The sequence below is a fragment of the Cupriavidus cauae genome, assembly GCF_008632125.1.
Lineage (GTDB): Bacteria > Pseudomonadota > Gammaproteobacteria > Burkholderiales > Burkholderiaceae > Cupriavidus > Cupriavidus cauae.
In genome coordinates this window covers 71169-91973 of record NZ_VWRN01000006.1, presented here as the reverse complement: position 1 = coordinate 91973, position 20805 = coordinate 71169, and the positions used below count along the sequence as shown (strand labels likewise).

Below are 20805 nucleotides of genomic sequence, written 5' to 3'. Positions count from 1 at the left end.
CGGGGCGCCGGGCTCAGGCGCCGACGCTGGCCTTGTAGGCGTCGGCCGTCATCAGGCCGTTGACGTCGTCGCCGTTGGCCGGCTTGATCTTGAACAGCCAGGCGTCGAAGGCGTTGGCGTTGACGCTCTCGGGCGCGTCCTTGACGGCGTCGTTGACGGCGACCACCTCGCCGGCCACCGGCGCGTAGATGTCCGACGCGGCCTTGACCGATTCGACCACGGCCAGCGCGTCGCCGGCGCCGACCGTCTTGCCGACCTCGGGCAGTTCCAGGAAGACGATGTCGCCGAGCGCATCCTGCGCGTGATCGGTGATGCCGATCGTCAGCGTGCCGTCGGTTTCGACGCGCACCCATTCGTGCGACTCGGTGTACTTCAGGTCAGCGGGGAAATTCATCGAGATTCTCCAATTTCAGATTCTTGTGTCGCGCCGCCGCGTGCCATCGGGATGAAGGGGGCCGCGGGGCGCAGCGTGACCGGGTGGACGATGTCCGATGCGAGCTGTCAGCTCACGAGTGCCTTGCCATTGCGCACAAACGGCAGTTTAACCACAGTCGCAGTCAGTTTGCGGTCGCGGATCAGCACCTGGACTTCGCTGCCGAGCGCCACATCCTTGGGCAGGCGCGCGAAGGCGATCGATTGGGACAGCGTCGGGCTGAAGGTGCCCGAGGTGATCTCGCCCTCGCCGGCGGCGGTCAGCACGGTCTGGTGCGCGCGCAGCACGCCGCCCTTGTCCCGCAGGATCATGCCGGCGAACTGCTGGCGCTGGCCGTTGGCCACCAGCGCGGCCTTGCCGACGAAATCGCGCTCGCTCTGCAGGTCGACCGTCCAGGCCAGGCCCGCGTCGAGCGGCGAGGTGTGGATGTCCATGTCCTGGCCGTACAGATTCATGCCGGCTTCGAGGCGCAGCGTGTCGCGTGCGCCGAGGCCGGCGGGGCGCACGCCGGCGGCATGCAGCTTTTCCCAGACCGCGGCGACGTTGTCGGCCGGCACCACGAGCTCGAAACCGTCCTCGCCGGTGTAGCCGGTGCGGGCCACCATGATTTCGCCGATCGCGGGGTCCTCGACCACCATCGCGTTGAAGGGCTTGAGCGATTCGCTGGGCTGGGTCGACGGGAATGCGCTCCAGACCTTGGCACGCGCATTCGGGCCCTGCACCGCGACGATGGCCAGCGGCGCCGAGCCCTCGGCGGCGTTATCGGTACGGCGCGGGGTGATCGTCACGCCGGCGCCGGTGTCGGCGTTGCGCTGGCGGATCCAGTCGATATCGCCGGTCGCGGTGCTGGCGTTGACCACCAGGCGGAAGCGGTCCTCGGCGAAGAAGTAGACGATCAGGTCGTCGATCACGCCGCCGTTCGGGTCGAGCATGCAGGAATACAGCGCCTTGCCCGGGGTTTGCAGCTTGTCGACGTTGTTGGCGAGCAGTCCGCGCAGGAAGGCGCGGGTATTGGGGCCGGTGAGGTCGACGACGCACATGTGCGAGACGTCGAACATGCCCGCATCGCTGCGCACCGCGTGGTGTTCCTCGATCTGCGAGCCGTAGTTGACCGGCATGTCCCATCCGCCGAAATCGACCATGCGGGCGCCGAGGGCGCGGTGGATGGCGTTGAGGGGCGTGGCCTGAAGCGTCATGGATTCCTCGGAGCGTGGCATCGTTCGGTCCGGCGCGCGCGGCGCGCCAAACAAAAAAAGGGTCATCCGTCGCGCGGCTCGGTGCGAACCGTCGCGACGGATGACCCCCTCTGTCCTCGATACCTGAGAGATTACGGCCCGGCTTGCCGTCCTCGTCGGACTGACTGGCCACGCCGTGCGCCCCTTCGGTGGACACGCTCATCATCCAGCTGATGAATGACGGGTGTCGCTCTCCAGAGTTCGGCATACATCGTGTGCATGCTGCATGCCGATCCGCCCGGTCCATGGTGCCTGAGAGTTTTCGGGTGATTCCCCTTCGGCGGCGCGAATGACGATACAGTCGCGCGCTCTCCCGGACGGATGGCGCGACTCTAACCGCAGCCTTGGCGGCTGTCAACGCGAGAGCGGCGCGTCGCAGGAGTCGGTTCCGGAGCCTCGGCCCGACCCGCCCCCGTGTTAACATCGCCGGCTTCGACCCATTCGCGACCCGTCCCCCAACGCGTCGCGCCTGCGGCCCGCGTCCCTTGCGATGCGGTCCGACCTCCGGCTGTACCCGACCTCCGATCCCCGACCGATGACCCACGGACTGAACGCCGCCCAATCCGAAGCCGTCCGCTATCTGGACGGCCCCTGCCTGGTGCTCGCCGGCGCGGGCTCGGGCAAGACCCGGGTGATCACGCAGAAGATCGCGCATCTGATCGAGGACAAGGGCTTCGAGCCCCGCCATATCGCCGCGGTGACCTTCACCAACAAGGCCGCCAAGGAGATGCAGGAGCGGATCGCCAAGCTGATGGAGGGCAAGACCCGCGACGGCAAGCGCATTCCGCTGCGCCAGCTGACCGTCTGTACCTTCCACTCGCTCGGCGTGCAGATCCTGCGCGCCGAGGCGGAGCACCTGGGCCTGAAGCCGCAGTTCTCGATCATGGACGCCGACGACTGCTTCGGCCTGATCCAGGAACAGCTGGCGACCACCGACAAGAAGCTGATCCGCAGCGTGCAGAGCACGATCTCGCTGTGGAAAAACGGCATGGTCGATCCGGAAACCGCGATCGCCGAGGCCACCGATGCCGACCAGCACCAGGCCGCCCTGATCTACCGCAACTACGTCGCCACGCTGGCGGCCTACCAGGCGGTCGACTTCGACGACCTGATCCGTCTGCCGGCCGAGCTGTTCGCCCGCGACGAAACCGTGCGGCTCAAGTGGCAGAACCGGCTGCGCTATTTCCTGGTCGACGAATACCAGGACACCAACGCCTGCCAGTACCAGCTGCTGAAGCTGCTGGCCGGCGGCTCGCATCTGCGCGCGCCCGCCTTCACCGCGGTCGGCGACGACGACCAGGCGATCTACGGCTGGCGCGGCGCCACGCTGGACAATCTGCGCCTGCTGCAGACCGACTTTCCGAACCTGAAGGTCATCAAGCTGGAGCAGAACTATCGCTCCACGGTCCGCATCCTGCAGGCGGCCAACGCGGTGATCGCCAACAATCCCAAGCTGTTCGACAAGACGCTGTGGAGCGAGCACGGCATGGGCGATCCGATCTCCGTGACGCAGATGAACGACGAGGAGCACGAGGCCGAGTCGGTGGTGTTCAAGCTGTCGGCCCACAAGTTCGAGCGGCGCGCGCAGTTCCGCGACTACGCGATCCTTTATCGCGGCAACCACCAGGCGCGGCTGTTCGAACAGATCTTGCGCCGCGAGCGCATCCCGTATGTGCTGTCCGGCGGGCAGAGCTTCTTCGACAAGGCCGAAATCAAGGACATCTGCGCCTACCTGCGGCTGATCGCCAATCCGGACGACGATCCCGCCTTCATCCGCGCGGTAACTACGCCGCGGCGCGGCGTCGGCAATACCACGCTGGAGGTGCTGGGGACCTTCGCCGGCCAGGCCAAGGTCTCGCTGTTCGAGGCGGCGATGATGGGCGGCATCGAAGGCAAGCTGCAGCCGCGCCAGCTCGAGCCGCTGCGCACCTTCTGCGAGGCGATGGTGCGGCTGGCGGACCGCGCCGCGCGCGACCCGGCCACCGAGGTGCTCGACGACCTGATGGAAGGCATCCACTACGAAGCCTATCTGTACGACACATTCGACGAGCGCCAGGCCCAGGCCAAATGGACCAATACGCTCGAGTTCCTCGACTGGCTCAAGCGCAAGGGCACCAAGCCGGAGGCCGCCGATGGCGAGGCGACCGGCTTCGACACCGCCGATGGATTTGGCGACGAGGGCAAGAACCTGCTGGAGCTGACGCAGACCGTCGCGCTGATGAGCATGCTCGAAGGCCGCGAGGAAGATCCCGACGCGGTTCGGCTGTCGACGCTGCACGCGTCCAAGGGCCTCGAGTATCCGCATGTGTTCCTGGTCGGCGTGGAGGAGGGCATCCTGCCGCATTGCCGCGAGGACGAGGACCTGAGCGACGAGAAGATCGAGGAAGAGCGCCGCCTGATGTATGTCGGCATCACGCGCGCGCAGCGCAGCCTGCATATCAGCTGGTGCAAGAAGCGCAAGCGCGCGCGCGACACCTACTCGTGCCAGCCGTCGCGCTTCATCGGCGAGATGAAGCTCGAGGAGGCCCCGGCACCGAAGGACGAGACGCCGGCGATGAGCCCGAAGGACCGGCTGGCGGGCCTGAAGGCGCTGCTCGGCACCAAGGCCGCCACCGGCTGAAGCGGCTGAGGGGGCTGAGGGGGCTGAGGGGCTGAGGCGCAGCGCCGGGTACGCCCGTCCCTTCGTATCGGCGTCGATACAAGGCAGCCAGGGCCTGCAACATCCGGCTGCTACGGTGGCGGATTGCCGATCGGACTTTGAGGGCGCAGGCGCGTGGCGCCGAAGCGCCGAGAGAACAGCCGAATCGCCGGCCCTTGATGTCGATCAAGTCCTGCGCACGCTGGTCTGGCTAGCATCGAAGCGGATTCCTCAGAAGGCCGCCGATGGCAACGACCGTTCCGCATTTCGCTTCCGAAGCCGTTCCCGAAGTCCCTGCCGAAGCCGCTTCCCCAGCCGCTCAGCATGCCGCCATCCGCCGCGGCGATCTCGCCGATTTCCGCGCGCTTGCGGAACGCATCGACGTGAACGGACCGCGCTACACCTCGTATCCGACCGCCGACCGCTTCGATGCGGGGTTCGGCGACGAGGGGTATCTGTCCGCGCTGGACGACTGCCGGGCAGGGGGCGCCGCCGCGCCGCTGTCGCTCTATCTGCATATCCCCTTCTGCGAGAACATCTGCTACTACTGCGGCTGCAACAAGATCATCACGCGCGACCACGGCCGCAGCGCGCGCTACGTTCGCTACCTGGCGCGCGAGATGGCGCTGGTGGCGGCCCGGTTGGACGAGCGCCGGGCCGTCGTGCAATCGCACTGGGGCGGCGGTACGCCGACCTTCCTCGACCCCGGGGAAATGCGGCAGGTCATGGCGGCGCTGCATCGGCACTTCGATCTGCGGCCGGACGGCGAGCACTCGATCGAGATCGATCCGCGCCGCGTCGACGACGAAGGGATGACGCTGCTCGCCGAACTCGGCTTCAACCGCGTCAGCCTAGGCGTGCAGGACTTCGATCCCGAGGTCCAGGCCGCGATCCATCGCGTGCAGCCGGTGCAGGACACGCGCCGCGTGGTCGCCGCCTCCCGACGGCTCGGCTTCCTGTCGATCAGCATGGACCTGATCTACGGCCTGCCGCACCAGACGGCGGCCCGCTTCGGCGCCACCATCGAGCGGGTGCTGGAAATGCGGCCCGACCGCCTGTCGCTGTACAGCTACGCGCATCTGCCGCACGTCTTCAAGCCGCAGCGTCGCATCGACGAGGCCGCGATGCCGTCGGCCGGCGAAAAGCTGGACATCCTGGTCTCGGCCATCGAGCGGCTGACCGCGGCCGGCTATGTCCATATCGGCATGGATCACTTCGCGCGGCCCGACGACGCGCTCGCCCGCGCCCAGCGTGAGGGACGGCTGCAGCGCAACTTCCAGGGCTATGCGACCCATGCCGGCCATGACCAGCTCGGCTTTGGCATCTCGGCGATCGGCGCGGTCGCCGGCCGTTACGTGCAGAACGCCCGCACGCTGGACGCGTACTACGGCGCGCTCGATGCCGGCAGGCTGCCGGTGCTGCGCGGCCATGTCTGCGACGCCGACGACCGGGTGCGCAAGGACATCATCGGTGCGCTGATGTGCGATGGCGAACTGGATACTGCCGAGGTCGCGCGCCGGCACGGCATCGACTTCGACGCCGAGTTTGCCGCCGAGCGGGCGGAACTTACGTCGCTGGCCGCGCAGGGGCTGGTACGGCTGTCCGACGCGCGGATCGAGGTGACGCCGCTGGGCCGCCTGCTGGTGCGGCGCGTGGCGATGGTGTTCGATCGCTATCTGCGGGACGACCGGGTGATCGCGGAGCGGCCGGGTTCGGACTCCTTGTCGAATCCGCTTTCGGGTTCCAATACCGATCCCGATTCGGAAAGGGCGATGGCGCGCCCGCTGCAGCGGATGCCGTCGACATCCCGCTCCGGCGCGGCGCCCATCGCCCGGTACTCGCGCGTGGTGTAGCGAAGCCGAACGCCGGACGTAAATCGCCAAAGCCGGTGGCGCACCCGCTGCTGCGGAAGCCGCCGACATCGCGCTCCGGGACGGTGCCGACCGCCCGGGTACTCGCGCGTGGTCTAACGCGACGAACTCCGGACGTAAAAAAAGCCAGCGAGATCCCGCTGGCTTTTTTGTCCTGCCGAGGCGAGCGCCGCGCGGCGCCCCCGGGCTTATTTCGACGCGTTGACCATGTAGTCCGCCGCGGCAATCACGTCGGCGTCGGGGCCGGCGTAGCCACCCTTCGGCGGCATCACGCCCTTGCCCTTCAGCGCGAAGTTGTGGACCGCGTCCATGCCTTCCTTGATGCGCGGGGCCCAGGCGGCCTTGTCGCCGACCTTCGGTGCACCGGCGACGCCGGCGGCGTGGCAGGCGGCGCAGACCTGGTCGTAGACGCGCTTGCCCACCTCGGCCGAAGCGGCGGCGGGGGCCGCAGCCGTGGTCTGTGCCGGTGCGGCGGCTGCCGGAGCCGGCGCGGCCGGTGCCGCCGGGGCAGCGGCGGCAGGAGCCGCAGCAGCGGGAGCGGCCGCAGCAGCATCAGCCGCCGGGGCGGCAGGTTCCGAAGCGGCAGCGGTGGTCGCAGCGGCCGGTGCCGGCGCGGCGGGCTCCTGCAGCTTGCCGCCGGCCGAGTTGACCAGATGCACCATCGCGCGGGCCAACTCGTAGTCGGCGAAGTCGTCCGGCGAGGTGCCGGCACGCGGCGGCATCGCGCCCTTGCCGGCAATCACCGATTTCATCAGGCCGTCGTAGCCTTGGCCGAGGCGGGCGCTCCAGTCGCCGGCCGCGCCGAACTTCGGTGCACCGGCCGCGCCAGTGGCGTGGCAGGCCGCGCAGACGGCGGTATAGACCTGTTCGCCGGTCTTGAAGACGCGCGGGGCATTGGGATCGCGCAGCTCGAGCGAGGCAACCGGCTTGATGCGGTCAACCACCGCTTCCGCCGTATCGGTGGAGCCGGCGCCTTCCGGGCCACCGTAGCCGACGAAGCTGACCAGCAGGATGATCACGGTGATCGGCACCACGAAGGCGGCAATCACCACAGCGATCAGCTGCTTCGGGGTCTTGATGGGAGACTCGTGTTCGTTATGGACGTCGCTCATGCTGAACTCTCGATTTTGCAGGAAACCCGTGACCGCTCCGCTTGGCGGCCTTTCGTTGGTCCGTGTCTTGGGCCTGACTGCCGCCCCCTCCGCGCATCCGAGTCTGCCGAGCCTGACAGCCACACCCCATGCCGCCTGGCGCGCCGTCCGTGTGGACGAGACGCAGCCCCGCTTTTGCGCAAATAACGGGCGATTATAGCCGTAAAGCCCCTCCCGATGGCGCGAAAAGCGCCTCGGACGAAACCCGTAGGCCCGGGGAAAACGTGCGCCGGCATGGACGCGCTACGGCAAACGCGGTATCCTATGCGACTTTCCGACGGCGGCATTCGCCGCAGTCGACCCGCGCGGCTCCCGCCGCATCTCGTGCGCCCGTAGCTCAATGGATAGAGTACTGCCCTCCGAAGGCAGGGGTTGCTGGTTCGATCCCAGCCGGGCGCGCCAAGTCCCACAACGGTTTTCCGCTTTTTCTCCGTCCTGCCCTTGAGGCGCAATGCACTTGCACTGCACCTGGATTGCACCGACGCGCGATCGTCTATCGCGCTACGGCGACCAAAAGCATCATCGGCCGTTCCATTTCTTCTTCCAGGCCGGGATTCGATTCGATTTGCTCGGGCGACGGTGCAAATTCCTCAACGGCCCGGATCGTGAACCCTGCACGTATCAGCGTATTGAGCGTGGTGCCGATCGTCCTGTGGTACTTCAACACGCCTTTCGCGAACCAGTCGGTCCGTCGTTCGCCCTCGACCGAATAACGATTGACCGGCCACGTCTTGCGACCCTGCTCATCGACCATCCAGTGTGGATTGGAGGCGGCCATGAAAACCGGATGTTCGATGGTGAACACCATGCATCCGCCTGGCGCGAGGGCGCGATAAATTATCCGGGCCAGCCGCTCGAAGTCCTCGACATAGTGAAACGTCAGCGCGCTGTAGGCGAAATCAAAAGCCGCCTCTGGCAATTCGACGGTCTCGATATCCGCGATCCGATATTCGATGTTGGGATCGGTGGTGTCCGCTTTTGCCCGCGCCAGCATGTTCTCGGAAATATCCAGTCCAAGAACCGATGCGGCGCCTTGCCCGCGCATCCATCTCGATGCCCACCCGAAACCACAACCGAGGTCGACGACACGCTTCCCTGCCAGACCGGGGAGCATCGCCCGGATGGCCGGCCACTCGGGAGCGCCGTCAAGGCCATGCACCTGGCGAGGTAACTGGCTGTAGCCATGAAAGAAATCCGGGTTGTCGTAGATGTTCTGCGCCATGATGAAAACCAGAATGTCGTCGCGGTCGTGCCAGTTTAGTGCGATCGATGCCCCCCGCCCCCGCCCCCGCCTCCCGCTTCTCGCTTCTCGCGTATCCGTCGGATACCCACCGCCACCATCCCTCCTGACACCACGCTGTCAGCAGCCCCCTCGCAAACTGCGGTCTCCTTCAACGACCACCGAGGTGGCATCATGCAAAACGTTCTGATCAACTGGCTGGAAATTCCCGTCGTCGACATGGGCCGGGCCGTGCAGTTCTACGAGCGGGTATTCGAGACGCAGCTGCGCCGCGAGACGATGAGCGAGATCGATATGGCAATCTTTCCGCATTCCCATTCGGGTGGTGCGCTGGTGGCCGGCGAGGGTTTTCGGCCGAGTACCGAGGGCAGCCTGCCTTATCTGCATACGCCAGCGCTCAATGAGCTGCTGGGCCGGGTGGCCGCTGCCGGTGGCAAGACGGTGTTCGGGCCGATGGAGCTGCCGGACGAGATCGGCCGGATCGCCCATATCATCGACAGCGAAGGCAACAAGATCGGCCTGCACGAGCCCGTGCCAGCCAACCGCTGACCGTGTGACCCTGGCCTGACTCGCCCGAACCGCCTGACTGATTCCCTGCCTCACTCACTGACTCACGCCAATGAGCCGCCGCGCCGACCGACTGTTCCAGATCGTTCAGGTCCTGCGCGGCCGCCGCCTGACCACGGCGGCGCTGCTGGCGCAGCGGCTCGGCGTGTCCGAGCGGACCGTCTATCGCGACATCCAAGCGCTGTCGATATCGGGCGTGCCGGTCGAGGGCGAGGCCGGGATCGGCTATCGGCTGCGGGCGGACTTCGACGTGCCGCCGTTGATGTTCTCCGGCATCGAGGTCGAGGCGCTGGTGGCCGGCCTGCGGATGCTGAAGGCCTGGGGCGGTGGTGCGCTCGCCGCCGCGGCCGATCCGGCGCTGGAGAAGCTGGTGGCGGCGCTACCGCCGACGCGCCGGCTGTCGGCGCAGCAGAGCCGGGTCTTCGCGCCGGCCTATATGCACGACAGCAAGGTCCGCGAGGCCTTCGACGTCGTCCACGGCGCCATGGGCGAGCAGCGGCTGCTGCGGCTCGATTACTGCGACGCACAGCAGCGACTCACGGAACGCGTGGTGCAGCCGCTCGGCCTGTTCTTCTGGGGCAATGTCTGGCTGCTGGCGGCTTGGTGCACCGCGCGCGAGGACTATCGCAGCTTCCGGCTGGATCGCTGCCGGGCGATCCGGATGCTCGACGACCATTTCCACGAGACGCCAGACCGTTCGTTAAACGGCTTCCTGAAGGCAGTGAAGGCGACCGGCTACTGAGCAGCACGCTGAGCCTGGCAACGTTTTCCACGAGCCCCCCGACCGTTCGTTAAACGGTTTCCTGAAGGCAGTGAAGGCGACCGGCTACTGAGCAGCACGCTGAGCCTGGCAGCGTTTTCCACGAGACCCCCGACCGTTCGCTGAACGGCTTCCTTAAGGCGGTCAAGGCATCTGGCTACTGCGGCGGGCGCACGCTCGGGCAGTGCCGCTGCCACTGGCGCCTGTATTCACATACGCCCAACGCCCGCGCAGCGTTGCTGTGTTCGGCGCTACACTTGCCGGCTCGATGCCTGCCGGTGCGCCACCGGCGTCGATCCCTACCCATCACCGTCAAGGAGAGTCCGCCGTGAGCCCGTCCCAGGTCACGATCCGCGAGGTATTGACCGGCACCGCCAAGCCCTACGGCATGCCAGCCAAGACCGGCAAGCAGAGCGCGATCGACAAGCATCCCGTCGGCGCACCCGTCGCGGTGCATACGCTTGGACTGCACGGCGACGAGCAGGGCGACCGCCGCATCCACGGCGGGCCGGAGAAGGCGGTCCATTGCTATCCGTGGCAACACTACGCGAACTGGCGGCACGACATCGGACCCTTGCCGGTGCTGGAGCGCGCCGGCGCGTTCGGCGAGAACCTGAGCTGGGCGGGCGGCGACGAGCATGACGTCTGCCTCGGCGACGTCTGGCGGATCGGCTCGGTGACTCTGCAGGTATCGCAGCCGCGGCAACCGTGCTGGAAGCTGAACGTGCGGTTCGGCCGCGACGACATGTCGGCGCTGGTGCAGCAGAGCCTGCGGATCGGCTGGTATTTCCGCGTGCTGGAACCGGGCAAGTTGCAGGCCGGCGACGCCGCGGTGCTGCTGGAGCGGCCGCACGCCGACTGGTCGGTGGCGCGCCTGGCCGGCCTGGTACGCGACCGCGAGACCGATCCCGCGCTGCTCGACGCGGTGCTGGCGTTGCCGCTGGTCGATTCGTGGCGGCGGCTGTTCGAGCGCCGGCGCCAGAGCGGCGCGGTCGAGGACTGGACCGCAAGGATGCGGGGGTAGCGGGCTCACTGCCAAGGCCAGCCACCGTCCTGGCCGGAACTTTGCCCAATGCGCGCCGGCCTGACCTTGAAGCGCGCCGTCACGCCGTCATTGCCCCATTGCCGCGTTGCCCTTATTGATCGACCATGCCCGCCGTCATCCCCCACCACGAGTACCAGATCACCGCGATCCGCGCCCAGGGGGCGGGCGGGCAGAACATCAACAAGGTGTCGAACGCGGTGCATCTGCGCTTCGATATCCGCGCGTCCTCGCTGGCCGAGGACCACAAGCAGCGCCTGCTGCAGTTGCACGACCACCGCATCACCCGCGACGGCGTGATCGTGATCAAGGCGCAGCAGCATCGCAGCCTCGAACTCAATCGCGATGAAGCGGTGCGGCGGCTGCATGAGCTGGTCGACAGCGTCGCCGTGCCGCCGGCGGTACGGCGTCCGACGCGGCCGACGTTCGCGTCGAAGCTGCGGCGGCTGGAGGGCAAGACCCAGCGCAGCCAGATCAAGGCCTTGCGCGGGCGGGTGGCGGAGTAGGGCGGCGGCACGTTTCTCACTCCCCGCTCTTTCGCCGCCTCACCTCTCGCCCCTCGCACCCGCGGCCCTCGTCCCTCACCCCTCACCCCTCGGGCTTTCGGCGCTTCTCCCTCACCGCGTCGCTCCTCGCGCCCTCGGCCCTTCGCCGTCGCCCCTTCGGCCCTTCGTCCGCCCCTCGGCTCTTCGCCCTCGGCCTTCGCACCTACCCAGCCCTTTGGCAGAAATCCACGGATCGTTGTCCGAAGGCCAGGCCGCAGGACTTTTAAGCTCGACGGCATCCCTGCGAATGGCCGGGGAATCCCGAGGAAAGTCCCGATGAAGCCGATGTCCCCGATGACCCATGCCCGCGTGCTGGCGATCTGCCAGGCGCTGTTCACCTCCGCACTGTCCGTCGACCTGACGCTGACCGGCCTGGTCGGCTACACGCTGGCGCCCGACAAGGCGCTGGCCACCGTGCCCTTCGCGCTGATCACGGTGGCCTCGGCGGTGACCGCGATCGCCGCGGCCTTTCTGATCGAGCGGCTGGGGCGGCGGCTGGCCTTCTGCCTGGGCGGCATCGCCTGCACCGCGGGCGGGCTGATCTCGGTCTGGGCCATCGCCCATCACGATTTCCTGGCCTTCTGCGCCGGCACCGCGCTGGTCGGCGTATTCCAGGCCTTTGCCCGCTTCTATCGGCTGGCCGCCGCCGATGCCGCGCCGGTTGCCGACAAGCCGCGCGCGATCTCCGCCGTGCTGACCGGCGGCGTGGTCGCCGCGGTCTGCGGTCCGGCCATCGCCGCCTGGTCCACCGACCTGATGAGTCCGCTGCCATTCGCCGGTTCCTACGCCGTGGTCGCGGCGTTCGGCGTGGCGACGGTGCTGCTGCTGGCGTTTGCCTATCGCGAGCCGCCTCCGCCGCCGGCCGGCAGCAACCCCGAGTCGCAATTGCCGGCGCGTCCGCTGGGCGAGATCGTGCGCCAGCCGGTGTTCCTGGCGGCCTTCGCCAACAACGGCATCGGCAACGCGGTGATGATGTTCGTGATGACGGCCACGCCGATCGCCGCGGTGGCCTGCAACCACACGATCGCGCAGGGAGCGCAGATCATCGAATGGCATCTGGTCGGCATGTATGCGCCGTCCTTCGTGTCGGGCTGGCTGCTGCAGCGCTTCGGCAATCCGGCGATGCTGATGGCCGGGATCGGGCTGTCGGGGCTGTCCAGCGTGATCGCGCTGGCCTCGACCTCGCTGCCCGCGTTCTACGTCGCGCTGCTTTGCCTGGGCGTCGGCTGGAATTTCATGTTCGTCGGCGGCACGACGTTGCTGACCAGTAGCTATCGCGATGCGGAGCGCGCGCGGACGCAGGCGGTGGCGGAGTTCTCGACCGCGGTGCTGACGGCGGTGGCCACGCTGGCGGCCGGCCAGATCCTGCACCACTACGGCTGGGATGCGGTGAACCTGGCGGCCCTGCCGGCGCTCGCCGTGGCGCTGCTGATCACGCTGGGCTGGCAGCGGCGCAGCCGGGCGCTGGCGCCGGTATGATCGGCCGCATCCCGGCCTTCACGCTCGCGCTGGCGAGAACCTTGCCCGACATGCCTAAGCCCACGTCCATGCCCAGCCATCTGCATTCCGTCCCCGACACGCCGCGCGTGGTGCTGATCGTCGCGCCGGATCCGGCCCAGGAACTCGACGTGACCGGTCCAACGGCAGTGTTCGGGCAGGCCAACCGCCTGTCGGGACGGCCCAATCCGGCCTATCAGATCCGCATCGCCAGCGTCAGCGACGATGCGGTGATCCGGACCGAGAGCGGCATCCGGCTGCTCGCCGACGCGCCGTTCCACCGCATCGCCGAGACGTTGCCCGGTCCGATCGACACGCTGTTGCTGGCGGGCGGCTCCGGCCATGCGGCGGCCGCCGACAACGCCGCGCTGATCCACTGGCTGCGCGAGATGGCGCCGCGCGTGCGGCGGCTGGGCGCGGTCTGCACCGGCGCCTTCGTGCTGGCGCGCACCGGGCTGCTCGATACGCAGCGCGCCACCACGCACTGGCGCCACGCGGAGAAGCTGGCGCGGCGGCATCCGCGCGTGACGGTCGATGCCGATCCGATCTGGATCCAGGCGGGGCGCCTGTACACGTCGGCCGGCGTCACCGCCGGCATGGACCTGTCGCTGGCGCTGGTCGAGGACGATCTGGGCCACGCCACCTCGCTGGCGGTGGCGCGCGAGCTGGTGCTGTTCCTGCGGCGGCCGGGCAGCCAGGCGCAGTTCTCCAGCGCGCTGCAGGCCCAGGCGGCGCAGAGTCCGGAGCTGAGGGATTTGCAGGGATGGATCGCCGACCATCTCGACGCGGACCTGTCGGTCGGTGCGCTGGCCGAGCGCGTGGCGATGAGCCCGCGCAATTTCGCGCGGGTATTTGCCAAGCAGGTGGGGCAGACGCCCGCCCGCTATGTCGAGACGCAGCGGGTCGAGGCGGCGCGGCGGATGCTCGAGCAGAGCGAGCGCCGGCTCGAGACGGTGGCGCGCATGGCGGGATTCGGCAGCGCCGACGGCATGCGGCAGGCCTTCCTGCGCCATCTGCGCACCACGCCGGAACGCTATCGCGCCGCGTTCCGGGCGCAGGGGACGCAAACGCAGGCGCAATCTCGGACGCCAGCGTCACAGCGGGAACCGGTGAACGCCGCCGCCTGAGCGACGGGCGTCCCGCGGTCCCCGCGGTTCGACTTCAGCGCGTGCCCTGCAGCGCCGCGATGCGGGCCTCGATCGGCGGGTGGCTGGAGAACAGCGCGAGCCACGACTTGCCGCCCGAGATGCCCATCGCCTGCATGTTCTGCGGCAGGCCGTCGGCTTCCATGCCGCCCAGGCGGCGCAGCGCGGCCACCATCGGCGACGGCGTGCCCATCAGGCGGGCGGCGCCGGCGTCGGCGCGGAACTCGCGATGGCGCGAGAAGGCCGCAACGATGATGCTGGCGAGGATGCCGAACACGATTTCGCAGACGATCACCGTGACCATGTAGCCGATGCCGGGGCCGCTCGACTCCTCGTCGTTACGGCGCAGCATCGAGTCGACGAAGTAGCCGACGATGCGGGCGAGGAAGATCACGAACGTGTTCACCACGCCCTGGATCAGCGTCAGCGTCACCATGTCGCCATTGGCCACGTGCGCGACCTCGTGCGCCAGCACGGCCTCGACCTCGTCGCGCGACATGCTCTGCAGCAGGCCGGTCGACACCGCGACCAGCGAGCTCTTCTTGGTCGCGCCGGTGGCGAAGGCATTGGGTTCGCCCTCGTAGATGGCGACCTCGGGCATCGGCAGGCCGGCGCGCTGCGCCAGCTTCTCGACGGTCTGCATCAGCCACAGCTCGGTGCTGGTGCTCGGATGGGTGATGACCTGCGCGCCGGTGGACCATTTGGCGATGGTCTTGGACATCAGCAGCGAAATGAAGGCACCGCCGAAGCCCATCAGCGCGGCGAAGGCGAGCAGCGTGCCGAGGTTCAGGCCGTTGGCGGTCAGGAAGCGATTCACCCCGAGCAGGCTCGCGGTGATGCTCAGCACGATCATGACGGCGAGGTTGGTCGCCAGGAAAAGCAGGACGCGTTTCATCTTGGTTCAGTCAACAGGGAAAAGGCGCGGACAGGGCCGCATGGCGAAGGCCCGTGAGCGGTCACGGGGCTTCGGGTTCGGAATCGGCGCGGACGGCCGGGGATCAGCCGCGCGGCGGGCGCGGCAGCAGGGGCAGGTCGGGTTCGGGCAGCCGTAGCGCGGCGTAGGCAGGCGGGCCGGTGCGGCCGCCGGCGTCCGTCATCGCGGGCGCCGAGGGGAGCAGCAGCTGTTCAGCCAGGTCGGCGCCCGACGGCGCGGCTTCGCCGGCGTCGGCAAACGGGGCGGGGCCTGGCGCGCTGGAGTCCGGAGCCGGATCGCAGAGGGGGCCGAGCACATCGGCGGCACTGGCGGCACTGGTGCCGCTGGCCAAGACCGCGTCGAAGGCACCAATGACCTCGATGACTTCGGCGACCTCGACGGATTCGATCCCATGCACCGCCGTGCCGCCCGCGGGCATGCCGGCGCCTGCCCAGCCATGCAGCGGCAGCAGGGCGAGCAGCAGCGGCAGCAGCGACAGCCGGAGCAGCCGCTGCAGCGATCGCACGAAGGTGGCGGGGCGCAGCACGAGATTCAGTGGGGTATGGAAAAGTGCCGGGCGGGTACGCTGGCCGCACCCGGTTGCGGCGATTCTACCTGAGATGCGAACGCGCCATTCGCGATGGGAGATCGCTCGATTTGTGCGCCCTGGGGAAGACCGGAGCCGGCGCCTCGGGAAGACCGGAGCCAGCGCGGCGGAAGACCGGAGCCGGCGCCCTCGGCAAGACCGGGGAGCCGGAGGTCCCTCCGGCATCCGAGGAAGCGGTTACCGGCAAGCCGCTCCGGGCTGGACTACACTGCCCCTTGAAAACCCTGTAATCGCTACAAGGTGAGTGTCATGAGAATCGGAGAACTCGCCCGCCAGTCGGGCTGCGACGCGGAGACCATCCGCTATTACGAGCGGGAGGGCCTGCTCGATGCGCCCCAGCGCGAGGACAACGGCTATCGCCGCTACGGCGACGCCCATCTCGTGCAGCTGAACTTCGTGCGCCATTGCCGCTCGCTGGGCATGAGCCTTTCCGATGTGCGCCGGCTGCGCGATTTCGCGCGCGATCCGAGCGCGGCCTGCGACGGCATCAATTCGCTGCTGGACCGGCAGATAGAGCAGATCCACGCGCAGCGCCTTGCGCTGGAGGCGCTGGAGAGCCAGCTGCGGGCGCTGCGGCACACATGCGACGAGGGCCACCGCGCCAGCGAATGCGGCATCCTGCAGAACCTGCAGCAGGCGGCCGGCGGCGGACCGTGCGAGTGCCACCGCACCGAAGCGGGCCATCCGCACTGAGCCGTGGCGGCCCGGGGCCACGCCGCTTTGCCGGTGCTGTGCTAGCATCCCGATAACCGGTCACGCGATTCGTCGCGCCCGCTTTTTTTTTGAGGCCTCGCTTTCCGTTTCCGGATTCCGACGTTTGGCCTCATGGACCTGGCCACCGGACCGCCGGGGCCAAATCCTCAACCGAACCCTTTGCCGATGTTCGCTCGCCGCTTCGTCTCGTTCGCCCAGGCCCGCCGCCTTGCCCGGCTGGCTGGCGCGCGCGTGGCGCGGCAGATCGCGAACGCGGCCCGCATGCGCGCACCGCGCATGGCGGCCGGCCTGGCCGCCGTCCCTTCCCGCCGGATCACGCGCCGAATCTCCACCCCGCTTGATCCCGCCCGGTTCCCAGCCTAGCCGCACCGCAGTCGCGCCGGGCCAGCCGAACCGGGCCCGAGCCTCCTTTTCCGGATCGTTTTCCCGCCACGCGCGCCGCTCGGAGTAGCCGCACGCCGGGCGCCACCGCCCCGTCACCTCGCGGACGCCGATCCGGCCGAATCCAACAGACAAGCAAGACCAGCGCGCCCAAGCGCGCGCAAGCCATACAGGAGCCGCCATGACCGCATCCGCTTCGCTGCAGCCCACGCTGTATCTGACCGAACTCGACGTGACCCGACTGGAGCGCATCGCCAGCCGGGCCCCTGCCAACGGCATCGCCGAGATGCTGGACGACCTGCTGGCCCGCGCCGCGATCGTGCCGCCCGACGCGATTCCGCAGGACGTGGTGACGATGAATTCGTCGGTGCGCTGCGCGCTGGAGGGCGACCCGGCGCCGCGCGAGTGGACGCTGGTGTACCCGGACAGCGCCGATTTCGAGGCGGGCCGGATCTCGGTGTTCTCGCCGGTCGGCCAGGCGCTGCTTGGCGCCCGCGCGGGCGAGACGGTCAGCTACCGGCTGCCGGACGGCCGCGAGCAGCGGGTGACGGTGCTGGAGCTGTCCTATCAGCCCGAGGCCAACGGCCAGTTCACGCTGTAGTTCAGGCTGCCGTTCACGCTGTAGTTCAGGCTGCCGTTCACGTTGTAGTTCACGCTGTAGTTCACGCTGGAAAGGGCCGGCGGCCCGGCCGCGGCGCTTCGCGCGGGGCGCCGCTGGTTCCGCCACCTTGTCGTTTCACGGCGCGCAACTCACCATTCGTCGCAGCCCCATTTGTGGCCGCAAGGCCAGGGACTAACCTTCAACCCGTGCTCACATGGCGACATAGATCGCTCAGGGGCAGCAGGTAGCTGACACATAAATAAAGCTCAGTTGAAGGAGTCCCAAATGATCACCAGCCGTATCATCGGCGGCGCGTTGGCCGTCATCGTGGCCGCGACCTCGGCGGTCGCCGTGGCCGCGCCCGCCACCTCGAGCAAGGTCGGCAAGTTCGACGTCTATGCCGATGCGCTACGCGCCGGCAAGTTCAACACCTTCACCGACGGCGCCCGCCAGGGCAAGTTCGATACCTTCAGCGAAGGCGCTCGCCAGGGGCAGTTCGATCCCTACAGCGAAGGCACCCGCCAGGGCCAGTTCGACAGCTTCAGCGAAGGCGCCCGTGCGCCGAGCGGCGAGATTGCCGCCAGCTCGCTGGACAACGCCCGCAGCGGCGACGGCTCGCTGTACGGCTATCGCGTCTGACTTGCGTCTGAATGCCGGGCCGGCGCCGCGTCCCCGGTGGCCTGTCTCAGGCCACCGCCACGCAAGCGCGCCGGCCACACCGGCTAATCGGTTTATCTCCCACCTGCCCGGTTGACCTCCTTTCCTCCTTCTCTCTCTCTCCGGGTGGGTGTTTTTTATTCCGCAGGTCCGCGCAGTTCCTTGTCTGCCGCGCGCGCCGGCTTTAGAGCTGGCGCGCCGCGAAGGCGTCGCAGCGGCCGATATCGGCCGACTCGAGCCCGCGCCGCAGCCAGCGGACCCGCTGCTCGCTGGTGCCGTGCGTGAAGGCTTCGGGCACGACATAGCCTTGCGACTGGCGCTGCAGACGGTCGTCGCCGATCGCGGCGGCGGCCTGCAGTCCTTCTTCGATATCCCCGGGTTCGAGCAGCTGCTGATTGGCGCGTTGCGCGGCCGCGGCCCAGACGCCGGCCAGGCAATCGGCCTGCAGCTCCATCCGCACCGACAGCTGGTTGGCCTGCGCCTCGCCCATGCGGCGACGCGCGCTGTCGACCTTGTCGGCCACGCCGAGCAGGTGCTGCACATGGTGGCCGACCTCGTGCGCGATCACATAGGCCTGGGCGAAGTCGCCGGCCGCGCCGAAGCGCTTGCGCAGCTCGTCATAGAACGCCAGGTCGATATAGACCTTCTGGTCGGCGGGGCAATAGAACGGTCCCATCGCGGACTGGCCCATGCCGCAGGCGGTCTGCGTGGCGCCGGTAAACAGCACCAGCGTCGGCGGCTCGTAACGCCGGTTCAGCTCGGTTTCGAACAGGCGTGACCAGGTTCGCTCGGTGCTGCCGAGCACCTTGCGCACGAACACGGACATGGGATCGGTGGCGGGCGGGCCCTGGGTGGCCTGCTGCTGCGGGGCCTCGGACTGCTGCAGCACCGAGGCGCCCTGCATGATCACGGTGGGATCGATGCCGAAGAAGTAGGAGGCGGCGAGCGCGACCAGGATCGTGCCGATGCCGATGGTCTTGCCACCGGCACCGAAGCCTCTGCCGCCTCGCCGGTCTTCCACATGTTGGCTTTCGGCTTCGTCGTCAAGGCGCATGGTGGCTCCGCTGGTTCAGGTACGCGGCCACGGAAGAGGGCACAGGCGCCCGGCCGCGAAGTGCCGCCAAGTATAGCAATGGCGGCACTGGCGCGGGTTTGCGGGGAAGCCCGCCGGCTTCAGGCGGGCAGGGAGCCCGGGCTTGGGGGTGGGCGCTCCGACGCACGCGGGAAGGTCCCGGCTTGCGCGGGCGGCGCGCACCAGCTCAGGCTGGCCAGAGCACCTGGCTTCAAGCGGGCACGGCGTTCGAAGCTTCGAGCGCCGCGGCGGCCGGCACCTTCGTGCCGCCGACCTCGGCGACCCGCAGCAGGTTGGTCGTGCCGCCCTGGCCGAACGGCATGCCCGCCGCGATGGTGATCTGATCGCCGGGCTCGGCATAGCCTTCGGCGAGCGCGGCGCGCGTCGCCGCGTCGACCATCTCGTCGACGCTCTGCACGTCCGGACTGACCGTCGAATGCACGCCCCAGGCCAGCGCCAGCCGCCGCGCGATCTCGACATGCGGCGTGATGCTGACGATCGGCGCGCACGGCCGCTCGCGCGCGGCGCGCAGCGCGGTCGCGCCCGACGAGGTATAGGTCACCGTCGCCGCCGCCCCGATGATCTGCGTGACCTCGCGCAGCGCCGCGCAGATCGCATCCTGCCGCGTCGACAGCGGCGCCTCGTGCTGGGCGTCGAGCAGATTGCGATAGAGCGGGTCGCGTTCGACCTCGGTGATGATGCGGTTCATCATCGCGACCGCGGGTACCGGGTGGCGGCCGTTGGCCGATTCGGCCGACAGCATCACCGCGTCGGCGCCGTCGTAGATCGCGCTCGCGACGTCCGACGCCTCGGCGCGCGTCGGCACCGGCGAGTCGATCATCGATTCGAGCATCTGCGTGGCGATCACGATCGGCTTGCCGAGCTGGCGGCACACGCGCAGGATGCGCTTCTGTACGCCGGGTACGCGCTCCGGCGGCAATTCCACGCCGAGGTCGCCGCGCGCGACCATCACCGCGTCCGACACCCGCACGATCTCGTCGAGCTGCTGCAGCGCGGCCGGCTTCTCGATCTTCGACAGCACGCCGGCGCGCGTGCCGATCAGCTCGCGCGCCTCGACGATGTCCGACGGGCGCTGCACGAAGGACAGCGCGATCCAGTCCGCGCCCAGCGACAGCGCGAACTCGAGATCGCGGCGGTCCTTGTCGGTCAGCGCCGGAATCGGAATCACCGCGTCCGGCACGTTGACACCCTTGCGGTCCGACAGCGTGCCGTGATTGACCACGCGCGTGACGATGCTGCCCGCGGACACCGATTCGATCCGCAGCTGCACCTTGCCGTCGTCGATCAGCAGCGACTGCCCCGGCGCGGCGACGCGGAACAGCTCGGGATGGGGCAGATGCACGCGGGTCGCATCGCCCGGGGTCGGATCGCTGTCGAGCACGAAGGGATCGCCGGCCTTGACCGCGACCTTGCCCACCGCGAAGGTGCCGATGCGCAGCTTCGGCCCCTGCAGATCGGCCAGCACCGCGATCGGACGGCCGGTCTCGGCCTCGACCTGGCGCACGGCCTGATAGCGCTGCCGATGGTCCTCGTGGGTGCCGTGGCTGAAGTTGAGCCGGAACACGTCGGCGCCGGCCTCGAACAGCTGCCGGATCACCGCGATATCGGTGCTCGCCGGTCCCAGCGTGGCAACGATCTTGGCTTTGCGCTGGCGTCTCATGGTGTCTCCTGTTGCGGTGTTTGCAGTGGTGCGGTGTTGCGGTATTGCGGTTGTG

General features: G+C 68.6%; 20 protein-coding genes, 1 tRNA gene and 2 riboswitches. Of the genes, 13 read left to right on the top strand and 8 right to left on the bottom strand.

Going from position 1 to position 20805, the window contains the following annotated elements; all coding sequences use genetic code 11:
- Positions 1–13 precede the first annotated feature (13 nt).
- On the bottom strand, positions 14–394 hold the full coding sequence (gene gcvH, locus F1599_RS01900; RefSeq protein WP_006576219.1) for a glycine cleavage system protein GcvH: 381 nt from the start codon (positions 392–394) through the stop codon (positions 14–16).
- Between the two features lie 107 nt (positions 395–501).
- On the bottom strand, positions 502–1629 hold the full coding sequence (gcvT, locus tag F1599_RS01895) for a glycine cleavage system aminomethyltransferase GcvT (protein WP_150082037.1): 1128 nt from the start codon (positions 1627–1629) through the stop codon (positions 502–504).
- Between the two features lie 100 nt (positions 1630–1729).
- Positions 1730–1876: riboswitch (glycine riboswitch) on the bottom strand.
- Positions 1877–1897: 21 nt separating this feature from the next.
- Positions 1898–1994, bottom strand: a riboswitch (glycine riboswitch).
- A gap of 209 nt (positions 1995–2203) precedes the next feature.
- On the opposite strand from gcvT, the gene F1599_RS01890 reads away from it, so the two are divergent.
- Complete coding sequence (locus tag F1599_RS01890) at positions 2204–4288, top strand: UvrD-helicase domain-containing protein (protein WP_150082035.1); 2085 nt, start codon at positions 2204–2206, stop codon at positions 4286–4288.
- A gap of 263 nt (positions 4289–4551) precedes the next feature.
- A complete protein-coding gene (gene hemN, locus F1599_RS01885) occupies positions 4552–6159 on the top strand; it encodes an oxygen-independent coproporphyrinogen III oxidase (protein WP_150082033.1) in 1608 nt (535 codons plus the stop codon).
- A 206-nt stretch (positions 6160–6365) separates the two neighbouring features.
- On the opposite strand, the gene F1599_RS01880 is transcribed toward hemN, so the two are convergent.
- Complete coding sequence (locus tag F1599_RS01880; RefSeq protein WP_149317500.1) at positions 6366–7289, bottom strand: c-type cytochrome; 924 nt, start codon at positions 7287–7289, stop codon at positions 6366–6368.
- A 365-nt stretch (positions 7290–7654) separates the two neighbouring features.
- On the opposite strand from F1599_RS01880, the gene F1599_RS01875 reads away from it, so the two are divergent.
- Positions 7655–7730: transfer RNA gene (locus F1599_RS01875), tRNA-Arg, on the top strand.
- 91 nt (positions 7731–7821) lie between these two features.
- Here F1599_RS01875 and F1599_RS01870 read toward each other — a convergent pair.
- The gene (locus F1599_RS01870; protein WP_150082031.1) at positions 7822–8550 is read right to left on the bottom strand and encodes a class I SAM-dependent methyltransferase; all 729 of its coding nucleotides are present in this window, start codon (positions 8548–8550) and stop codon (positions 7822–7824) included.
- A 192-nt stretch (positions 8551–8742) separates the two neighbouring features.
- Here F1599_RS01870 and F1599_RS01865 point away from each other — a divergent pair, with 192 nt between their 5' ends.
- The 6 genes from F1599_RS01865 to F1599_RS01840 all read left to right on the top strand — a co-directional run bounded on the left by F1599_RS01865 (position 8743) and on the right by F1599_RS01840 (position 14106).
- Positions 8743–9117, top strand: coding sequence for a VOC family protein (locus tag F1599_RS01865; RefSeq protein WP_150082029.1), 375 nt, complete (start codon positions 8743–8745; stop codon positions 9115–9117).
- A 70-nt stretch (positions 9118–9187) separates the two neighbouring features.
- Complete coding sequence (locus tag F1599_RS01860; protein ID WP_149317502.1) at positions 9188–9877, top strand: helix-turn-helix transcriptional regulator; 690 nt, start codon at positions 9188–9190, stop codon at positions 9875–9877.
- 346 nt (positions 9878–10223) lie between these two features.
- Positions 10224–10919 (top strand): MOSC domain-containing protein, encoded by a 696-nt coding sequence (locus F1599_RS01855; RefSeq protein ID WP_150082027.1) that lies wholly within the window; start codon positions 10224–10226, stop codon positions 10917–10919.
- Positions 10920–11044: 125 nt separating this feature from the next.
- Positions 11045–11443, top strand: a complete 399-nt coding sequence (gene arfB, locus F1599_RS01850; RefSeq protein WP_150082026.1) for an alternative ribosome rescue aminoacyl-tRNA hydrolase ArfB — start codon at positions 11045–11047, stop codon at positions 11441–11443.
- A 315-nt stretch (positions 11444–11758) separates the two neighbouring features.
- Complete coding sequence (locus tag F1599_RS01845; protein ID WP_190286277.1) at positions 11759–12961, top strand: MFS transporter; 1203 nt, start codon at positions 11759–11761, stop codon at positions 12959–12961.
- Between the two features lie 68 nt (positions 12962–13029).
- Entirely contained in the window at positions 13030–14106 is a 1077-nt protein-coding gene (locus F1599_RS01840) for a GlxA family transcriptional regulator (RefSeq protein WP_150082058.1), read from the top strand.
- A 34-nt stretch (positions 14107–14140) separates the two neighbouring features.
- On the opposite strand, the gene htpX is transcribed toward F1599_RS01840, so the two are convergent.
- On the bottom strand, positions 14141–15019 hold the full coding sequence (gene htpX / locus F1599_RS01835) for a protease HtpX (RefSeq protein ID WP_149317504.1): 879 nt from the start codon (positions 15017–15019) through the stop codon (positions 14141–14143).
- A gap of 103 nt (positions 15020–15122) precedes the next feature.
- The gene (locus F1599_RS01830; protein WP_223819425.1) at positions 15123–15584 is read right to left on the bottom strand and encodes a hypothetical protein; all 462 of its coding nucleotides are present in this window, start codon (positions 15582–15584) and stop codon (positions 15123–15125) included.
- 309 nt (positions 15585–15893) lie between these two features.
- Here F1599_RS01830 and F1599_RS01825 point away from each other — a divergent pair, with 309 nt between their 5' ends.
- From F1599_RS01825 to F1599_RS01810, 4 genes are all read left to right on the top strand, one after another.
- The gene (locus F1599_RS01825; RefSeq protein WP_149317505.1) at positions 15894–16337 is read left to right on the top strand and encodes a Cd(II)/Pb(II)-responsive transcriptional regulator; all 444 of its coding nucleotides are present in this window, start codon (positions 15894–15896) and stop codon (positions 16335–16337) included.
- A 132-nt stretch (positions 16338–16469) separates the two neighbouring features.
- The gene (locus tag F1599_RS01820; protein ID WP_150082024.1) at positions 16470–16721 is read left to right on the top strand and encodes a hypothetical protein; all 252 of its coding nucleotides are present in this window, start codon (positions 16470–16472) and stop codon (positions 16719–16721) included.
- A 199-nt stretch (positions 16722–16920) separates the two neighbouring features.
- On the top strand, positions 16921–17340 hold the full coding sequence (gene rnk, locus F1599_RS01815; RefSeq protein ID WP_149317507.1) for a nucleoside diphosphate kinase regulator: 420 nt from the start codon (positions 16921–16923) through the stop codon (positions 17338–17340).
- Positions 17341–17625: 285 nt separating this feature from the next.
- Positions 17626–17979 (top strand): hypothetical protein, encoded by a 354-nt coding sequence (locus F1599_RS01810; RefSeq protein ID WP_149317508.1) that lies wholly within the window; start codon positions 17626–17628, stop codon positions 17977–17979.
- Between the two features lie 202 nt (positions 17980–18181).
- Here F1599_RS01810 and ypfJ read toward each other — a convergent pair whose 3' ends face one another.
- Together ypfJ and pyk are read right to left on the bottom strand one after the other, a co-directional pair.
- Positions 18182–19051 (bottom strand): KPN_02809 family neutral zinc metallopeptidase, encoded by an 870-nt coding sequence (gene ypfJ, locus F1599_RS01805; protein ID WP_150082022.1) that lies wholly within the window; start codon positions 19049–19051, stop codon positions 18182–18184.
- Between the two features lie 229 nt (positions 19052–19280).
- A complete protein-coding gene (pyk, locus tag F1599_RS01800) occupies positions 19281–20750 on the bottom strand; it encodes a pyruvate kinase (protein WP_150082020.1) in 1470 nt (489 codons plus the stop codon).
- Positions 20751–20805 lie beyond the last annotated feature (55 nt).

Bases quoted from the DNA above. Each gene is read 5' to 3' on its own strand.
- F1599_RS01880 (WP_149317500.1), bottom strand. From the start codon at position 7,289: ATGAGCGACGTCCATAACGAACACGAGTCTCCCATCAAGACCCCGAAG.
- F1599_RS01860 (WP_149317502.1), top strand. From the start codon at position 9,188: ATGAGCCGCCGCGCCGACCGACTGTTCCAGATCGTTCAGGTCCTGCGC.
- F1599_RS01810 (WP_149317508.1), top strand. From the start codon at position 17,626: ATGATCACCAGCCGTATCATCGGCGGCGCGTTGGCCGTCATCGTGGCC.
- F1599_RS01825 (WP_149317505.1), top strand. From the start codon at position 15,894: ATGAGAATCGGAGAACTCGCCCGCCAGTCGGGCTGCGACGCGGAGACC.
- F1599_RS01870 (WP_150082031.1), bottom strand. From the start codon at position 8,550: ATGGCGCAGAACATCTACGACAACCCGGATTTCTTTCATGGCTACAGC.
- gcvH (WP_006576219.1), bottom strand. From the start codon at position 394: ATGAATTTCCCCGCTGACCTGAAGTACACCGAGTCGCACGAATGGGTG.
- pyk (WP_150082020.1), bottom strand. From the start codon at position 20,750: ATGAGACGCCAGCGCAAAGCCAAGATCGTTGCCACGCTGGGACCGGCG.
- rnk (WP_149317507.1), top strand. From the start codon at position 16,921: ATGACCGCATCCGCTTCGCTGCAGCCCACGCTGTATCTGACCGAACTC.
- F1599_RS01820 (WP_150082024.1), top strand. From the start codon at position 16,470: ATGGACCTGGCCACCGGACCGCCGGGGCCAAATCCTCAACCGAACCCT.
- htpX (WP_149317504.1), bottom strand. From the start codon at position 15,019: ATGAAACGCGTCCTGCTTTTCCTGGCGACCAACCTCGCCGTCATGATC.
- gcvT (WP_150082037.1), bottom strand. From the start codon at position 1,629: ATGACGCTTCAGGCCACGCCCCTCAACGCCATCCACCGCGCCCTCGGC.
- F1599_RS01840 (WP_150082058.1), top strand. From the start codon at position 13,030: ATGCCCAGCCATCTGCATTCCGTCCCCGACACGCCGCGCGTGGTGCTG.
- arfB (WP_150082026.1), top strand. From the start codon at position 11,045: ATGCCCGCCGTCATCCCCCACCACGAGTACCAGATCACCGCGATCCGC.
- ypfJ (WP_150082022.1), bottom strand. From the start codon at position 19,051: ATGCGCCTTGACGACGAAGCCGAAAGCCAACATGTGGAAGACCGGCGA.
- F1599_RS01890 (WP_150082035.1), top strand. From the start codon at position 2,204: ATGACCCACGGACTGAACGCCGCCCAATCCGAAGCCGTCCGCTATCTG.
- F1599_RS01865 (WP_150082029.1), top strand. From the start codon at position 8,743: ATGCAAAACGTTCTGATCAACTGGCTGGAAATTCCCGTCGTCGACATG.
- hemN (WP_150082033.1), top strand. From the start codon at position 4,552: ATGGCAACGACCGTTCCGCATTTCGCTTCCGAAGCCGTTCCCGAAGTC.
- F1599_RS01845 (WP_190286277.1), top strand. From the start codon at position 11,759: ATGAAGCCGATGTCCCCGATGACCCATGCCCGCGTGCTGGCGATCTGC.